Below are 15293 nucleotides of genomic sequence, written 5' to 3' on the forward strand. Positions count from 1 at the left end.
GGTGATTGCGGTTGCTGCTCGAAAGGCTCAGCCTGGAAGGGAAGCCGGCGAGCCGGCGGCAGCAGGAGCGGGAACATGAAGCACTATGTCGGTCTGGATGTTTCGCTAAAGGAGACGGCTATCTGTGTTGTGGACGAGAATGGCGTCGTCATTCGCGAGGGCAAAACATTTTCGGAACCGGAGGCTATTGTTGCCTGGCTCAACGAAAGCGGATTGCCCCTTGCCAAGGTCGGGATTGAGATTGGTGGTCTCGCTCGTTGGCTGTACGGCGAACTGCGTGCTGCCGGCTTACACGCAGTCTGCATCGATCCCCGAAGACTGCGCGGCGTGACTAGGACGATGCCGATTAAGACCGATCGAAACGACGCTCGCGCTATTGCGCAGGTAATGCGGGTCGGCTGGTACACCGTTGTTCATATCAAGGGTGACGTGAGCCAGGAGCTACGAATGCTTCTCAATAATCGCAAGACGCTTTTGATTAAGCAGATCGATATCGAGAATGAAATTCGGGGCGTCTTACGCGTCTTCGGCTTAAAGCTGTCTGGTCGTATATCTCAAGTAACGTTTGAGCAGCAAACGAATGAACTCACAGATGGCCATCCACGACTCGCGGCGATGCTGCGCCCAATGCTTGTGGCTCGAGCCGCGCTGCGTGAACAGTACGGCGTCCTACACAAGATGGTACTTGAAATAGTACGCCGCGAACCGACATGCCAGCGGCTCATGACGATACCAGGCGTAGGCGCACTGACGGCAATCACTTTTCTAACAACTATTGATGACCCGGATCGCTTTCAACGCTCCCGCGATGTTGGCGCGCATCTTGGCCTTACGCCACGCAAATACGCATCTGGCGAAACCGATCGGAATGGCGCTATTTCGAGGTGCGGCGATGTGATGCTCAGGACCATACTTTATCAGGCAGCGCTTGCACTTCTAACCCGCACCCAGCGTTGGTCTGCATTGAAAGCCTGGGGTGTAAGGGTGGCCAAGCGACGCGGTCTTCGCCGAGCAGTCGTGGCGGTCGCGCGAAAATTAGCGATCGTGATGCATCGGATCTGGGCAGATGGAAGCGAGTTCCGATGGACCCGCGAGGAGGCGACCGCATGATCGATTAGCAATTCAGCGGATCCGCCGAAAAGGCGGAACGACGTCCTGCGAGGACGAGGTCGGGGTGACTGCGCTGCAACCTCTGTGCCTGCAGCACGCGCCTAATAGATAGCAGCTCCCGATCTTCGGACTACCATCGTGAGGCGGCTATGAACGTCGACCTCGTAGACAAGAGCGAGCCTCGCAGGCTGTCGGTAACGAGCTGAACCCTTGTGCCAGCAACCGCAATCAGACAAGAGGTTGCACATTTATCGAGAGCTGCCGCGATAGATCTTTCCCGCTAGTCTCTATTTGTATGCAAGTCTCTCAGCCTACGCATGTAGTAGCCATGCCTCTGAAGCGCTGACCCAATCTCCTCGCTAACTTTGACAACCCTTTTCTTGCTCTTGCGCCATTTTCCAGGCGCCGCAATAGGGGGTATCGGACATCCCTTCTTCACAACGAGCAGATCACGTCTGGTGTTCAAATAGACGTCCATGTGTCTCTCTCCCAAAACGGCTGAACTTACCGCTTATGAGCAAAAGCATGGGTTGCAAAAATGCAACACCGAGCCACTATGAGGCGCTCGCGATGCCACGGCTTCTATCCCGGCACGACAGAGCCCCGATGACTCGCGGCCTCAGCTCAGTACGTTGTCAAAGTCGCCTGAGCGCCGAAGTCCATGCAGGGCGCTTGTTAGGTGAACCTTAACTGCGCTTGCTCGCGTCGGGTCAATCTTCAGGCCGAGGGGTGGCTTGCCGACGCCGCGGTCTAGCAGCTCGCGTATTGTCTTGGTTCTGCGATGCTGAGGTGTCGAAGTCTCCCTCCGGCGAGGGCCGCCTTGTTGGATTAGTCCAATTGGTGCGTAACTGCCCTTATGGACAGCCATAAGGGCAGTACTCAGCTTGAACGGCTTGAGGTGGTCGAGACTGGTCGCCGGCGGCGCTGGTCGGATGACGAGAAGGTGCGGATCGTCACCGAGAGCTTGCAAGCGCCGCGCGCGATATCGTCGACAGCAAGACGCCACGGCATATCACGTTCGTTGCTGATGACATGGCGGCGCTCGTTCGGTCCCGAGCCGATTAGCCCTCAAGGCGAGCAATCCGGCTTTGCGCGGGTGGTCCTTGCCACTGAGGTCGAGCCGGCGGTTGCTGCCTCGCCGACGATAGCGGGCACATGGTGATCGTCGTTGGCAGGGATCGCCGGGTGATTGTCGATGCCGGCGTCGATGCGGTCGCGCTAGCGCGGGTACTGCAGGCGTTGGAGCGTCGATGATTCCGATCTCTTCGAGCGCACGCATCTGGATTGCGACCGGCTATACCGACATGCGCAAGGGCATGCAGAGTTTGTCGTTATTGGTGCAGAAAGCCTTGGTCGTGATCCGTTCGCCGGAGATGTCTTCGTGTTCCGCGGCCGCAGCGGTTCATTAGTCAAGGCCTTGTGGCACGATGGAATTGGATGGTCGCTCTATGCCAAGCGGTTGGACCGTGGACGTTTTGTCTGGCCGGTGACGCTGGGCGGTGTGGTTGGGCTGACCGCGGTGCAGATGAGTTATCTGCTGGAAGCGATCGACTGGCGCAACCCACAGCACACGTGGCGGCCACAGAGCGCGGGCTAGGCTCAAAAGATGTTCTGAGGTGCAAAAAGACGCCTCAAATCGCCTCTTTTAAATTCCATCAGGGCCATGGGTGACGGCCTTGAATTGCTGCCAGACGACATCGATGCGCTGAAAGCGGCATTGATTGTTGCCCGGGCGGAGGCTGCGGCCGCCCGCGCCCGGCAGTCCGACGACCAGGCGCTGATCGCCCATCTGAAGCTGCAGATCGAGAAACTCAATCGCGACCGCTATGGCCCGCGTCAGAGCGCACGGCGCGGCTATTGGATCAGCTCGAACTGACGCTGGAGGAGCTGGAAAGTTCGGCGACGGAGGGCGAACTCGCAGCCGAAATGGCCGCGGCCAAAACCACGAAGGTGGCGTCGTTCGCGCGCAAGCGGCCGTCCGCTGTAGCTGGCCAGGTGCGCTTGAGGGTGTTCGCCGGCGCGATCGCGTGAGTATTAAAACACTGCCCGCGGCGGCTCTGGCCCGCCGAACGGCTTGTCGTCGCGGACACAGACCCAGATCCGGCCGGTGCTGGTCTTGCCCTTGGCCAAAACCGGGACCGTGGTGTCGTCGCCGTGCAGTCGCTCGGCGCGCAGCACATGGCGGAAGGCATGCCGATCAGCCTGTCGACCCTGGCCGATGTTGCCCTGGAATTGGACGCCGGCATCAGCGATCTCCGATCGAGCGGCGTGACCATGCACGTCAACAAGGTCCATCACGTCACCAAAATCAAGCGCGTTGCCGAGGACCTCGGTGAAGATGAGGACTACGCCGAATGGATACGGATGAGTCGGCAACTTCGAAAGACAAGAGCCCCCAAATGATGAATCGCACATGAACCTTCCTCAAAGTTGCGCCACGATCTTCGCACGCATGGCGACGCTGAGGGGAGCGACATTGCAGCAGCGCACCTTAGCTACTGTGTGTTCGGCAGAATTAAGAAATTCTCGTTATGGTCGTAGTGCTTGAGGCGCAGTTCTACGCGGTAGTTTGAGGCAGCCAGAAATTCTGAAAAGGCTTGCGAGTTTTCATGGTCCACTTCGATATAGATGTTGGGTCGACAGCGACGGATTGTCTCCGCCAATCCGCGAAGCACCTTCATTTCAAAGCCTTCGGTGTCGATTTTTATGAAATCGATTTGTTGGTTTTTCAGAGCAGTGTCCCCGGTCTGCGTCGGTATTGATCCAGATGCAGCCTCCCGTAAGCTAGCATGACCCAGATTGTTCAGATCAATTGCGAACGACGCGCTGCTCGCTTTGTCACTGAAACCTGTTCCGAGATGGGAAATGTCACTTATGCCGAGTAAGCCATTGATTTTAAGGTTTTCGAGCAAAATATCGCACGTCTCTGAGATCGGCTCGACAAGGATAAGCTTCCTCGCGCCGAGGATCTTCGCAAAATAGATCGAGTGCTGACCGGTGTTGGCGCCGACGTCGACAAACGTGCCGCCGCTTTTGAAATAAGGTGCTAAGGCCGCAAGGTCAGCCTCTTCATAGAAGGTGCCCTCTGATTGCTTTTTCTGGATGTAATCAGACGGGTCAACGATAACTAGTGAAATTGGAATGGATTTATATTCAAATCGTGCAACTTTCCGATTGCGCCAAAGAAGCGGGTAGCGCCACCGATGATATAAATTCTTTGATGATATCCAGGCGTCAGCCGGAATGAGCGGCTTAAAGGCCTTTGCTATAGTCTTCAAGATCTGCATGCCGCCATCCCAATCAAGGACCCCGCCAATATGAACCACTGCAACGTGTGCGTAATTGAAAAGACCCGCCACCACTCTCCCGATCTCCAGTGGGATTTTGCTTAACCGCGTCGGTTACCCAATCGAATCCCGCCTCCGTCGATTGATGCTGCCGTCGTGCATTACACGCGGGGAGACAGCAAACAAAGTCCCTAAAGGCGGTCTCTGTGCATCATGATCGGCATAGCCTAGGGTTTCCTCTGGAACCTGACAAGCAGGTATGTCGGCCATCTGTCATTTCCCAACTTTTGGTTGCGACGCCGCGTCGCACTGCGGCGCCGGCGCGATCGGACAGGTGCCACTGACTGGCCGCCGCATGCGGCGACCGCCTTGCGCTGTTTTACGGTCGAATAATCCAATCCAGCTGCGGCCTACGCCGGATGCGTACGTGTCGAAAAGAATGCCGACTGAACAGTCCATTCTGAAAGCCAGATTTCTCGTCGGCGGTCAGGCCGGTGCGAATTTTCTGAGGTGGCGGCTTACCCTAGCCAAAGGCGCAACGCTAGTTTCTATGGCCTTCCAGACCGTCTCGTTTCCGGGGAATGGGCCTAGCCGAACCAGCGCACGAAAGCCGCCACCTTCCGAACCTATGTAGCTCATCGCAACGTGGTTCAGCCTTCGGCGTGCTGAACATTGGCCTTTTCGCACACAGCACTGAATGACGCTTTCGCTTTTGCATCCTCACAGTAAAACGCCGTTCATTCGTCTCTTGTCTCTACCCACCAATGTGTCTTCTGAATGCGAGCAGTACGAGAGGCGTCCCCTTGCAAGTGGTCTAATTCTCTTCCATATGCTCGAACAATCACCACAACATTTCATTTGCCACGCATCTCCGACCCGGCCCGGTTGAGATCGATTCGTTTCGCCTTTACCGGTTCGAGAATTCAGGCGTCCCAGACCTCACTGCAGCTTCATACGGTCGGAAACGGAACATTCCGGACGTTGGCGAATTAAACCGTGGCTTGGGGCTTCGCAAACCGCGAGGCATGCCATGAACCCTGTTTCGGCAAGCGACGTGTTCCTGACAGTCGCCATTATGAGTGGCACGTTCCTGACCGAAATCGCTGATTTCATCCTGATTGGGCTGCTCTGAAACAGGTGCCCAGATACACCCACTTGTAGGGAGTGATCACGCCCGCCTCGGTCAGCTTGATCCTTTGGCGGACTGGCAGGCGCAGTGACTCTTGGCAGACGATTAAAGCCAATCTTTGCAGGTGTTTGCAATCCGCTATGACAGGTGCTGAAGCTGCCCGGCGTCACACCTGTCGTTCAAGAAAGAGCGAAACGACGTTAGCGGCATTCATTGCCCGCGCCCTTTCTTTGGCAGGTGGCGGCGGGCTGGGTTGCGCTGCTGCATTCGATCCTTGCAAGCAATCCACGCAAGCGGAAAGCCTACCCAGCTGTTCCGAAAGCAACTTGGGCTGGCCCTGCTCAGCCGATATTTGCCGCTGTAGACCGCTGATCTGTTCCGCGGCACGATGCTGTGCTGACTGGAGCTCTTGGATCGTTTGTTGGAGATTGGCCACAGCATCTCTAGCCGTCTTGTCAGCGAGCTCGGCAGCCGGAGACGGCTCAGCATTGGGGCGAACGGCCGCTAATGGAGAGGACTCGGATCCAATTCGATTGCTGGCCCAAAGTACTGCAACAATGGCAACGGCGAGGAGAAGAAGTAGAACCCACGGCAGCATGCGGCGCGGTCATTCTGGCTCGCTGCTGATGCGATTTTTGGGCGTGAGGTCGCTCATCATTTGGCTATTAAGCCGACAATGATCGATTCGTCCCCATTAACGGGTGATAGCCCCTGGCCGTTCTCGCTTGCGCCTTCCACTCGCCTGCGATTGGATGGTTCGCAGGAGGGGAGACGTCAGAACTCAAGTCGGGCTGGAGCCGTGAGTTTGACGAGTCCGGCCCCGCTCTCAGCGGGCAGCAAGCTTGTCACCTTGCGCGATGCTGCCAGCTACATCACAGCACGAACAGAGATCGCAAGGTGTCCTGAGGCAAGGTGCCGCACGCTGATGGTATTGCAGCGCAATTTGAAGCGGGCTCGGATCGTTCTGTTCCGTTGGCAGCGGCCGGGCGCAGCACCAGGTTACGGACTTTAGCCTAGCGACAGGCGCGAGCCAAAGGCTGGAGCGGCCACTCAGTCAAGATAGAACGACGGCTTTTGATAATGGGTAGCAAGAAAAAGGACGCGCTGGAAAGGGCCAATGTATGCGGATCTTACACGTTCTTAATGAGGTGGTTGACACGGGGAACGGTATTGTCAACGCAACCGTTGATCTCGCCTGTACTCAAGCATCGAGCGGCAACGATGTCTGGGTTATCAGCTCCGGCGGGGGGTATGTCGAGTTTCTTGCTAGGCATAACGTTCGCCATGTCCTAATAAATTTACGTCCTAGGTCAGTGCTGGACATCTTGCGCGATTTGCCTCGGCTAAAAACTAGATTAAATGAAATTCAGCCCGACATAGTACATGCGCACATGATGACAGGCGCCGTGCTGATGCGTTTAGGCAGGACCGTCGGAGGCTTCGGAAATTATGGATTGGTCACCACCATTCATAACGAATGGCGCCTTTCATCACATCTAATGCGAGTAGGCGATCGGATAATAGTCTTATCTAGAAACGCAAAGTTGACATTCCGTCAGCGCGGCTTTGCCGAGCATAAGTTGTGTGTTGTGTCGCACGGCATATTGAACTCGCCTCGCCGCATGGGCGAATTTCAAGCCAACGACGAAACGCAAACACTGCGAAATGCTGCGCCTCTCATTATTACCGTGGCGGGTATGTATGTGCGAAAAGGCATTGGCGACCTAATCCAGGCTTTTGGACAGATTGCCGGTGAGTTTCCGAGTGCAGGCCTACTCGTCGTTGGTTGGGGTCCAGCGCAAACACAATTCGAAGAACAAAGCAAATTTGTCGAAGGATCAAGCCGTATCAAATTCAAAGGCTTTGTCGCAAACCCCCGTGTGTTGCTGCGTCAAGCTGCCATTTTCGTCCTTGCATCCCACACAGAGTCGTTCCCTTTGGCGATAGCCGAAGCCCGTGAGGCGGGCTGTGCCGTTATCGGAACAATGGTAGGTGGAGTGCCTGAACTTCTCGAAGACGGCAATGCCGGCCTCTTAATTCCGCCGTCCGACGTAGAAGCATTGGCGACGGCGCTTCGGCGCTTACTTAGGGATCCACAAGAACTTATTCGCTGGCAGCTTGCTGCAAGCGCGAATATGGGCTGGCTGTCCTGTGCGCGGATGGAAAAGGATACGATGGACGTGTACCTCTCTTTGCTTCGTGAAATGGACGCAAATAATGTTGGCTAGCGCAACCTTCGGCTGTGGGGTCGCAAGATCGACTAGCCCCAACGCAAGACGTTAGCGGAGCCGTCAATGAATTCAAATCCGCCTGCCTGAGTTAGCGTATGCAAACGCCGGCCAGGCCATTCTCGGCATGGCGCAATTACGTTTCTTACTACTTGTTGATAGTGGCAATTATCAAGTTGGGTGATCTCGGCGAGCCCAACTGCTGCGCCATAGTGCTGACTGCAATCCTGCACCGGTCGCCATAAATGACCATTACGCTTTACGATCGCTCCAGCCGACCTTGCGCATTGCGGGTCACGCAAAACGGGATTCTTTTGGTGGGGAAGCCATGGTCCAAATATTTTGGGCGCGGAGAATATGTGCAAATCTGAAGAAGCATGCGTCGATGTCTCAATGGTTGTGAAAAGCCAATAGCGTCCCTCATGCAACAGGACCGTCGCGTCGTTTGCGGGTACATTGCGAAGTAGTGTGGCCTCCTTCACCCATTTGCTCGGAAATGGATCAGCGCGGTAAATCGCAACTTCTCGATTGGCCGAGCTTTCCGGAATCATCCAGACTTCGCCGTCTATTTCCATCACAAAGGGATAGGAGAGATGCCACTGCTCCTCAAGGACCGGCTGCAACGGACCCAGGGGGCCTTTTGAACCAAATTCGACAGCCGATATAATGCCTTTTTGGCGGTTGTGGTCGAAATCCTCCACAAATAATACAACACGGCCATGGTGTTCAATTGCCATCGGATCAGCAAAGAAACGAGTGCGAGGGTCCGGCAAGTAATTCCAGTGTGTTGCTTGCAATGACTGCGCGTCCCAGAGATCGGGCCCGGTCAGACTTCGCCAACCAACCCGCCAATGAGGCGATCGAAAGATCCTGGCATAGATGTGTTCTGCTAAAAATTGACGTAGGTTAGACATTTGATCCGCGATCTAAACGATGCCAGAGTTAATTGTTAAGGTCGGCAGAACGTGGTCTCGCGTAAGCCCGCAAATCACGGCCTTGCGCGATCAGCTTACGAATTGATCCACGCAGAGATTATCTCGTCAGCGTGGATTCTGTCTATTGCTTGGGTTGTTCTACCAATCTGTTTCCGCCCCAAATAAGAAAAGCTTTTGAGGCAAATACAGGCCGGCTGCATCTCCTTTGCCATAGGGCGGGCCACCGCCAACTCAGCATAGCGCCTAGTCGCAAGGTACGTCGCCAGCGGGGAAGCGTCACTGCGAAAAGTGTAGATTTCGGGACGCCGTAACACGCAATCTCCTTCGGGACCCTTTAGAAATACTCTTTGGCCAGTTTGCCATGCGTTCGTTGGTGAAGTTCTCACGGATGAAGGGCCTTTCGGCACTAATCCGACCGATATTTGTCGATGCGCGGTAGACGGTTCGATGACGCCTAGCGCAAAATGACCTAAAACCCTGGCGCAAACCCATGTGGTGCATTCCACAGGTCGATCGCGAATACGTCGCCCGCATGGAGGACGTGATTGATCGCTATGCCGAGGCGCCCGACAAGCGGCCGGTCGTGTGCTTCTAGGAAAGTCCGGTGCAACTCATCGGCCAATTCCGGCCAGGCCGGGCTGGCTCGAACGTTACGATTAACAGTATCGTCAAGAATGGCGTGCATCGTCCCTGACGCAAGGTCATGCTCACTGAGCGGCGGACGGCAAAAGAATATGCCAAATGAAAGACTATGCCAAATGCATGCGTGACCTCGTTGACATCCACTATCCCAATGCCGAGACCATCCGGATCGTGCAGGCACTCCGCGGCGCCATGTATCAGACGTTTCCGCCCGCCGAAGCCAGGCGAATCTTGCGGGCGGATCGAGCTCCACTACACCCGCAAGCACGCAAGCTGGCTACCCAACATGGTTGAGATCGATATCGGCGTCTCGCGGGAACAGTGTCTCGCTGGCAGGATCCACGACCCCAAGCGACTGCGCCGCGAAACCACCGATTGGGAACGACAGAGAAATGCTGCACGCTCCTACATCAAATGGCCGCGCAAAATGGGAAGAGCCTACCCAGACACTTCCAAAGAGTCATAATCACTGTGCAGAGGTACTAGCAAGGGGACGAGTTCAGACCCTACACGATTTTTCCCATGCCAGAGCGTGCGATACAATAGTTGGAAGGTCGTTCAACTCCGGTTTCCATCCAAGCCGTACTAACCCATCGTTGTTGGCAATGAGCGACGCCGGGTCACCTGCCCGGCGCGGCCCTTGATGAACTTCAAAGTCAACGCCGGTTATACTTCTAACCGCGGCAATGACTTCTTTAACGGAATAACCCCGGCCATACCCGCAGTTGAGGAGTTGCGACTCTCCGCCACGACGCAGGTGATCGAGCGCAATCAAGTGAGCATTTGCCAAGTCAGAGATGTGCACATAATCTCGAACGCAAGTTCCATCGGGCGTTGCATAATCATTCCCGAAGATTTTCATGTGAGGCTGTCGGCCTAGCGCTGTTTCGATGGCTACTTTAATTAGGTGGGTAGCATTGGAAGTCGATTGGCCGTGACGACAAATGGGGTCAGCCCCTGCAACATTGAAATAACGCAGAATAACATAATTTAGATCATAAGCGGCCGCTGTGTCTCGAAGTATATATTCCGACATCAGCTTTGACATTCCATAGGGTGACAGCGGCGAAGGGGAGGCCTGTTCATTCACGGTTAAAGAATTTGGATTGCCATAAACCGCTGCTGTCGATGAAAAAACGAAATGCCTGATCTTTCCCGTAACTGCCGCCTCCAATAATGCCCGCGTTTTAACGGTATTGTTTAGATAGTATGCAAGCGGATCGACCATCGACTCCGGCACCACGAGCTTTGCTGCAAAGTGTAGGATCGAGTCGATGGCGTGGGCCTCAAAAATGCGGAGCATCAACTCGGTGTCTCCAACATCGCCAAGATAAAACGGAACGTTTGGTGGGACTGCACGCCGATTACCCGTTGAAAGATCATCCAAGACTACGGGAATCTCACCGCGATCGACAAAGCTGAGGACGGTCTGTCCACCAATGTAACCAGCACCGCCCGTAATGAGTATCGTCATCTAAGCTTCATGATGTTGGCAAAATTGTTCGGAGTAGTTGCGGTCCTACAAAGGATCTTAGCAGACCGCCTGTCGGTTCTGTTTGCGAAAGCTTTGCTGCAGCCTCATTGAATTTGTTTCGGTCGCGGCCTAGCTGGCGCATCAATCCCCAGGCCTGGTCAGTCGAGATGTCATGCTTCCGGGCAAAGTAGCCGACGTCATCGGGTGCGTCCATGGCGCCGTTGAAAAGCTCCTGCTTCTTGCAAGAAACGGCAGCGCAGGGCTGGCTCGTCGGGGGCCGCCCTGTCCTCGCGACCGTCTCGGACGCCAAATTAGCGTACCGGGAAAAATGGCAGTACCGGTGTGTTACCTGGAAGCTATTGCAAATTAAAAAAATGGACAGGGCCTCTGTCCCAATCGCCCGCAACTTTGACCCGCGAGAGTCGTTGTCACGAACAGCAAATTTCGGGAGATGGCAAAGCCACAAGCAACCGTGACCGCGAACCGCTCCAGCTGGCGAGTTGGCGAGCCTCCGCTTGAGCTGCGCCGACTCCATATAATTTGGCGGCGGAGTGCGCGGCTTAGCTGACATTCGAAGCGAAGCGGCCGCCAACTGACAGCGGCCTACTTCTTCTGATCTCCGAGCAGATTTCTTGGGCGGCAAGCAACTCCGCGCCGAGTGGATGGACGTAATGGCGCTCGATGAGCGCCTTACCAACACGGCTTTCCGTGTCGTGGGTGTCGGTGGCAGCCACTTCAATCGTCATACCGGCTCGACCTTTCTGACTGTCTAGACCATCGCGCGCGTGATGGCGGGTCCTAGCGGACTGTCTGGGCCGCCTTCAAGGAACTTGAGGCGCTTGGGTACCCGATCGTGAAGCGCCGGGAGTTCGGAACCATAACTCGGAAGACGGCTCGGGGCGAAATCTCGGTGATGGCCGGTGGTAAGGGAGTGGCAAACACTTATCTGCCGGCGTTCGAAAGGTCGCAAGTGGCTGAGACCAACAGCGGCCTAAAACTCGCAACCCGTTGCGACGTTTTGTGGGAGCAAAGGTCGCAAAAAGCTGCACCAAAGGTCGCAATGGATTGCGACCCTACCCTTACTCCTTCTTCGAAGCAGAACCCTTCGTGCGCGCGAGAGCCGAGCAGCGCAAATGCACTCGGCCCTCTCGCCGCGATCATCGCCCACGAGATAGGAGAGCCGGCGTTCATGGCCTGGTTTAGCTCGGCAATGATTGAATCCGACGCGCCGGGCTGACCGGCGGTGGCCCCCGCTCAACCTGGTTGACCTAGTGGTGAGCGATGTCGACAGCGCCAATGTAACGGCGACCCTGACGCTGCAGCAGGAAACCGGCGACACTCGAATTCCAAAAATGTGTCATTACACAAGTTCCGGTACAAGCACGTATGAGGCCAGCCTCATGTGGCCTTGATCGAGGTCGGCGCACCCTCCGGGATCTTCGCGCCAAAGAACTTGCCGGGTCGTAGGACATTGCGCTCTCGAACCGTTGCCAGCGTCTTTTCAGCTGATGTTTTCTTCGTTGGCCAAGTCACGTCAATAACACTCGCGCGCCCCGTCCTCGAACCCTCCACCTGGGGAAACGAACAGATACAAAGTCCTTGGCACAGAGCAGAGAGTAAGTCTAAATTCTCCTTTTTGATTAGATCTTTCCGGTGTGACATGAATTATTGCAGATGAAAGACGAAGTCTGTTAGCGTTCTATGAAAACGTCTGTCAGCAATCGGCTTAGACACCGGAAGACGATACCGGTTCGTTGGCGATGGTGTCAGCGCCTATGCGGGAGATACTTCGCGATGAAATGGACAAACGTCGGCTAAGGTTCACGCCGATTGAATGGCCGAATGTCCGCGCTCATGACGGAAATGCGATTAGAAGTCCCGCCTCAGATTCGCGAATTGGTCGCGAAGAGTATCGATCATACCGAACAGGCATTCGGCTCGCTCGCCCAACGAGCCGAACGTAGGTCGCCGCGCTCACCGCTTCCCGCGCCCGCCACACCGACATAGCGAATGCCACCACGATCGAGATGATCCCGCCCGACGCAGCGACGCAGGCCTCTTCGACAAACACTGCAGGCGCATAGGACATCTAAGCGTACTACCACCAGAAGAACGCGGGAGGAAGATAGACGGGAACGCCCGATGCGAGTTCAAACCAGGGTTGGCCGAGTTGGGGCTGATAGCCGAGCCGCCACGCGGTCCATTGCGTGGCGGCCCACATTGTGATCAGCACGATCGTAAAGACGACGGCAATCTGGCCCCAGAGTATGTTTGTTGCAGACATGGCATCGGCAGATCAGATGATTCCGCACCCCGCACACCAAACTAGTGGCACATTCCATGCCAAGCGAGAGCGTCCGCCCTTCAATCGCAGATTCGGCGGGCTCATCGCATGCAAAGGCTCGTGAATGTATCCTATCGTATGCACCTAAAGCGGGACGCTCCTAACTCCTACGTCGAGGAAGATCCCCAGTGCTGAGGGAAATGAGGTTGATTTGCTCGGTCATATACAGATAACCAACTCTGGTTTGTGCATCCAGGAAGAGATCCAAGAATCGATCTCCTACGCACGAACACGGAAGAGATCGCGAGTGGTTGGTCCGCAGGCCGAAGCTCTCAACTGCGAGAAATCACTGCCAGCGGCCTCAAGATCGACAGTCATATCTCGCAACTTGTTCAAGCGATAGCTGTCTATTCGACAAATAATCCGCCTTCGATCTCACAAACTCCAGTATTTGCGCGATACTTGGCGATATGGGTCGAATTCGTTTGCGGCTGCTAGGCATTCTTGAGAGCCAGCCTGCCTTGGTGTTGGAGGTGCCAGACACTGGAGTCAGCACCCGCGGACGCGCTGAGGACGACTCTTCTCTAAGCTTGGACATGGCGACGAGGTTGAACGTTTTGGCGATTTGTAGAACCTACCCGGAAACCGATATTGGAGGCTGAGCCAAAGACCCAACCAGCCGCGTTGCAATCATACGATTTTCCGGAATTTGCCTGCCATGGACTATGGCAATAACAACACGATATTCCGGAAGGCCAAGACCTCAAAACCTATTCCGGCTGCGACGGAAAGGCGGCGGCATAGCCCGCCTCGATCTTGACGACCTCATCGTCGGTCAGTTTGGCGAACTCCTTTTCCCTGCTACGTTTGGATAGAATGCCCTCGTTGTGCCGCAAGAAGCGAAAGAGCAGATCGACCGTGCCATCAGGCATGTCGACGATCTCGGTCACGCCGCGCCTGAACGTGTCGTAAGCTTCGAGATACTTGGTTTCAGCCGGAAGATCGGAATCGATCGTCTTTGCCACGCATTCGTATAGTAATTCGGCGTGCGGCGTAGCGTCGAAGAACCGATAATAATCCGCGGTTTCGTTGAGAACGCGGACATTTCGCTTGTCCGTCGGCTCCCATTTGATGAACGGAAGCAATCGCACGGAATAGCTTTCGAGCGTGAGGCGGTAATCGTCGATACGGTCTAAGATGGCGGCAGAGACCGGAAATGCCATGCCGGGCGGATTGAAGCCTCGCTCTGCCAAAACATGATTGATTAGATAACGGTGCAAGCGGCCGTTGCCATCCATAAACGGGTGGATGTAGACAAATCCGAAGGCAAGAATGGCAGCGGCGAGAACGGCGTCTAGCTCCTGCGCTGCCTTGCGATCGAACGCGACCAACCCCTCGATCAACGACGGCAGATCTTCGTGTTTGGCGCTGATGTGATCTGGCATAGGCATTCCCGATTCGCGATCTCGATCCCCGACGAACCCGCCCTCGTTGCGCAGCCCGAGTGGCACGAAGCGATCATCGCCGATGACGATACGTTGCAGGCGGAGCAACTCATCGAGATCAATTGGCTTACGTCCTGCCTCGCCGATGGCTCTGCCCCAGCGCTGTATGCGCTCCTGCGGCGGATGCTCACCCTCGATCTCGAAGCTTGAACGCGAGTCTTTCAGCAGCAGAAACGCGGCCGTGCGCGCCAGCACGTCGGCGGGCACGTCGGCGATAACCGCGCGTGCGCGTTCTGACAGATTGCGGCTTGTGAATTCGCACAATGCAGTCGTGCGGAAGATCATGGGGCAAAATGACGGGGTGCCGGGCAGATTGTTTTTTACGCGTTGACGTCTGGCCGTTACCCCCGACGCCGTCCATTGCAGATCGGGATCGACGACCTCTGCGTAGGCGCCCTTCCCCGCCGGGGGCAGATCGAGTGTCTTGCCAAGCAGCCACTCGTACAGAAACCAGATCCGCCGGGCGTAAGTGCCCGTCGGCGTCGCCTTGACTAGAGCCTCGATAGGCTCCGGTCCCGTCGCCTGGAACAGAGCTTTCAGAATAAGCAGGTCGAGCCCCTCATACTTGACAGCAAATGTCAGGTGTCCGTCGAGGCTGGCCACCGGTGCGTGGCGTGGCGTGTAGATGTGCCAGCCGTCTTGCTCGTATTCCTTGTGACGGGTCCAATGGCCGAAAGCGTGCGTGGCAGCGGAACCTTC

At 55.8% G+C, this 15293-nt stretch carries 10 protein-coding genes and 4 pseudogenes; 7 read left to right on the forward strand and 7 right to left on the reverse strand.

What is annotated here, in order from left to right; translation table 11 throughout:
- The first annotated feature begins 75 nt into the window (after positions 1-75).
- The 4 genes and pseudogenes from RX328_RS18415 to RX328_RS18430 form a co-directional block, all read left to right on the forward strand.
- Positions 76-1110, forward strand: coding sequence for an IS110 family transposase (locus RX328_RS18415; RefSeq protein WP_317258523.1), 1035 nt, complete (start codon positions 76-78; stop codon positions 1108-1110).
- Positions 1111-1966: 856 nt separating this feature from the next.
- Complete coding sequence (locus tag RX328_RS18420; RefSeq protein ID WP_249726708.1) at positions 1967-2272, forward strand: transposase; 306 nt, start codon at positions 1967-1969, stop codon at positions 2270-2272.
- 219 nt (positions 2273-2491) lie between these two features.
- The gene (tnpB, locus tag RX328_RS43745; protein WP_409410858.1) at positions 2492-2707 is read left to right on the forward strand and encodes an IS66 family insertion sequence element accessory protein TnpB; all 216 of its coding nucleotides are present in this window, start codon (positions 2492-2494) and stop codon (positions 2705-2707) included.
- A 66-nt stretch (positions 2708-2773) separates the two neighbouring features.
- A pseudogene (locus RX328_RS18430) lies at positions 2774-3090 on the forward strand (IS66 family transposase); the annotation flags it as partial.
- 57 nt (positions 3091-3147) lie between these two features.
- On the opposite strand, the pseudogene RX328_RS18435 reads toward RX328_RS18430, so the two are convergent.
- Both RX328_RS18435 and RX328_RS18440 read right to left on the reverse strand, forming a co-directional pair.
- Positions 3148-3291 (reverse strand): annotated as a pseudogene (locus RX328_RS18435) (IS66 family transposase); the annotation flags it as partial.
- 314 nt (positions 3292-3605) lie between these two features.
- Positions 3606-4472: an FkbM family methyltransferase gene (locus RX328_RS18440; RefSeq protein WP_213253320.1), complete on the reverse strand. Its 867-nt coding sequence runs from the start codon at positions 4470-4472 to the stop codon at positions 3606-3608.
- A gap of 2175 nt (positions 4473-6647) precedes the next feature.
- Between RX328_RS18440 and RX328_RS43750 the strand changes: the two are divergent.
- Together RX328_RS43750 and RX328_RS18445 are read left to right on the forward strand one after the other, a co-directional pair.
- Positions 6648-7070: pseudogene (locus tag RX328_RS43750) on the forward strand (glycosyltransferase family 4 protein); the annotation flags it as partial.
- Positions 7071-7754: a glycosyltransferase family 4 protein gene (locus RX328_RS18445; RefSeq protein WP_249726709.1), complete on the forward strand. Its 684-nt coding sequence runs from the start codon at positions 7071-7073 to the stop codon at positions 7752-7754.
- A gap of 32 nt (positions 7755-7786) precedes the next feature.
- Here RX328_RS18445 and RX328_RS18450 read toward each other — a convergent pair whose 3' ends face one another.
- Positions 7787-8668 carry a hypothetical protein gene (locus tag RX328_RS18450; protein ID WP_213253322.1) on the reverse strand — a complete coding sequence of 294 codons (882 nt, stop codon included), beginning with the start codon at positions 8666-8668 and terminating at the stop codon, positions 7787-7789.
- A 762-nt stretch (positions 8669-9430) separates the two neighbouring features.
- Here RX328_RS18450 and RX328_RS43755 point away from each other — a divergent pair.
- A complete protein-coding gene (locus RX328_RS43755; RefSeq protein WP_213253323.1) occupies positions 9431-9625 on the forward strand; it encodes a hypothetical protein in 195 nt (64 codons plus the stop codon).
- 205 nt (positions 9626-9830) lie between these two features.
- Here RX328_RS43755 and galE read toward each other — a convergent pair whose 3' ends face one another.
- From galE to RX328_RS18475, 4 genes and pseudogenes are all read right to left on the reverse strand, one after another.
- Entirely contained in the window at positions 9831-10805 is a 975-nt protein-coding gene (gene galE / locus RX328_RS18460; RefSeq protein WP_213253324.1) for a UDP-glucose 4-epimerase GalE, read from the reverse strand.
- A 560-nt stretch (positions 10806-11365) separates the two neighbouring features.
- Positions 11366-11551, reverse strand: coding sequence for a hypothetical protein (locus RX328_RS18465; protein ID WP_213253325.1), 186 nt, complete (start codon positions 11549-11551; stop codon positions 11366-11368).
- A 1194-nt stretch (positions 11552-12745) separates the two neighbouring features.
- Positions 12746-13089: pseudogene (locus RX328_RS18470) on the reverse strand (conjugal transfer protein TraG); the annotation flags it as partial.
- 770 nt (positions 13090-13859) lie between these two features.
- Positions 13860-15197, reverse strand: a complete 1338-nt coding sequence (locus RX328_RS18475) for a Fic family protein (RefSeq protein ID WP_312018059.1) — start codon at positions 15195-15197, stop codon at positions 13860-13862.
- Between the last annotated feature and the right edge of the window lie 96 nt (positions 15198-15293).

The sequence above is a fragment of the Bradyrhizobium sp. sBnM-33 genome (assembly GCF_032917945.1).
Taxonomy (GTDB): Bacteria; Pseudomonadota; Alphaproteobacteria; order Rhizobiales; family Xanthobacteraceae; genus Bradyrhizobium.

Excerpts from the sequence above, each read along its gene's own strand:
- galE (WP_213253324.1), bottom strand. The coding sequence starts at position 10,805 with ATGACGATACTCATTACGGGCGGTGCTGGTTACATTGGTGGACAGACC.
- RX328_RS18465 (WP_213253325.1), bottom strand. The coding sequence starts at position 11,551 with ATGACGATTGAAGTGGCTGCCACCGACACCCACGACACGGAAAGCCGT.
- RX328_RS18420 (WP_249726708.1), top strand. The coding sequence starts at position 1,967 with ATGGACAGCCATAAGGGCAGTACTCAGCTTGAACGGCTTGAGGTGGTC.
- RX328_RS18450 (WP_213253322.1), bottom strand. The coding sequence starts at position 8,668 with ATGTCTAACCTACGTCAATTTTTAGCAGAACACATCTATGCCAGGATC.
- RX328_RS18415 (WP_317258523.1), top strand. The coding sequence starts at position 76 with ATGAAGCACTATGTCGGTCTGGATGTTTCGCTAAAGGAGACGGCTATC.
- RX328_RS43755 (WP_213253323.1), top strand. The coding sequence starts at position 9,431 with ATGAAAGACTATGCCAAATGCATGCGTGACCTCGTTGACATCCACTAT.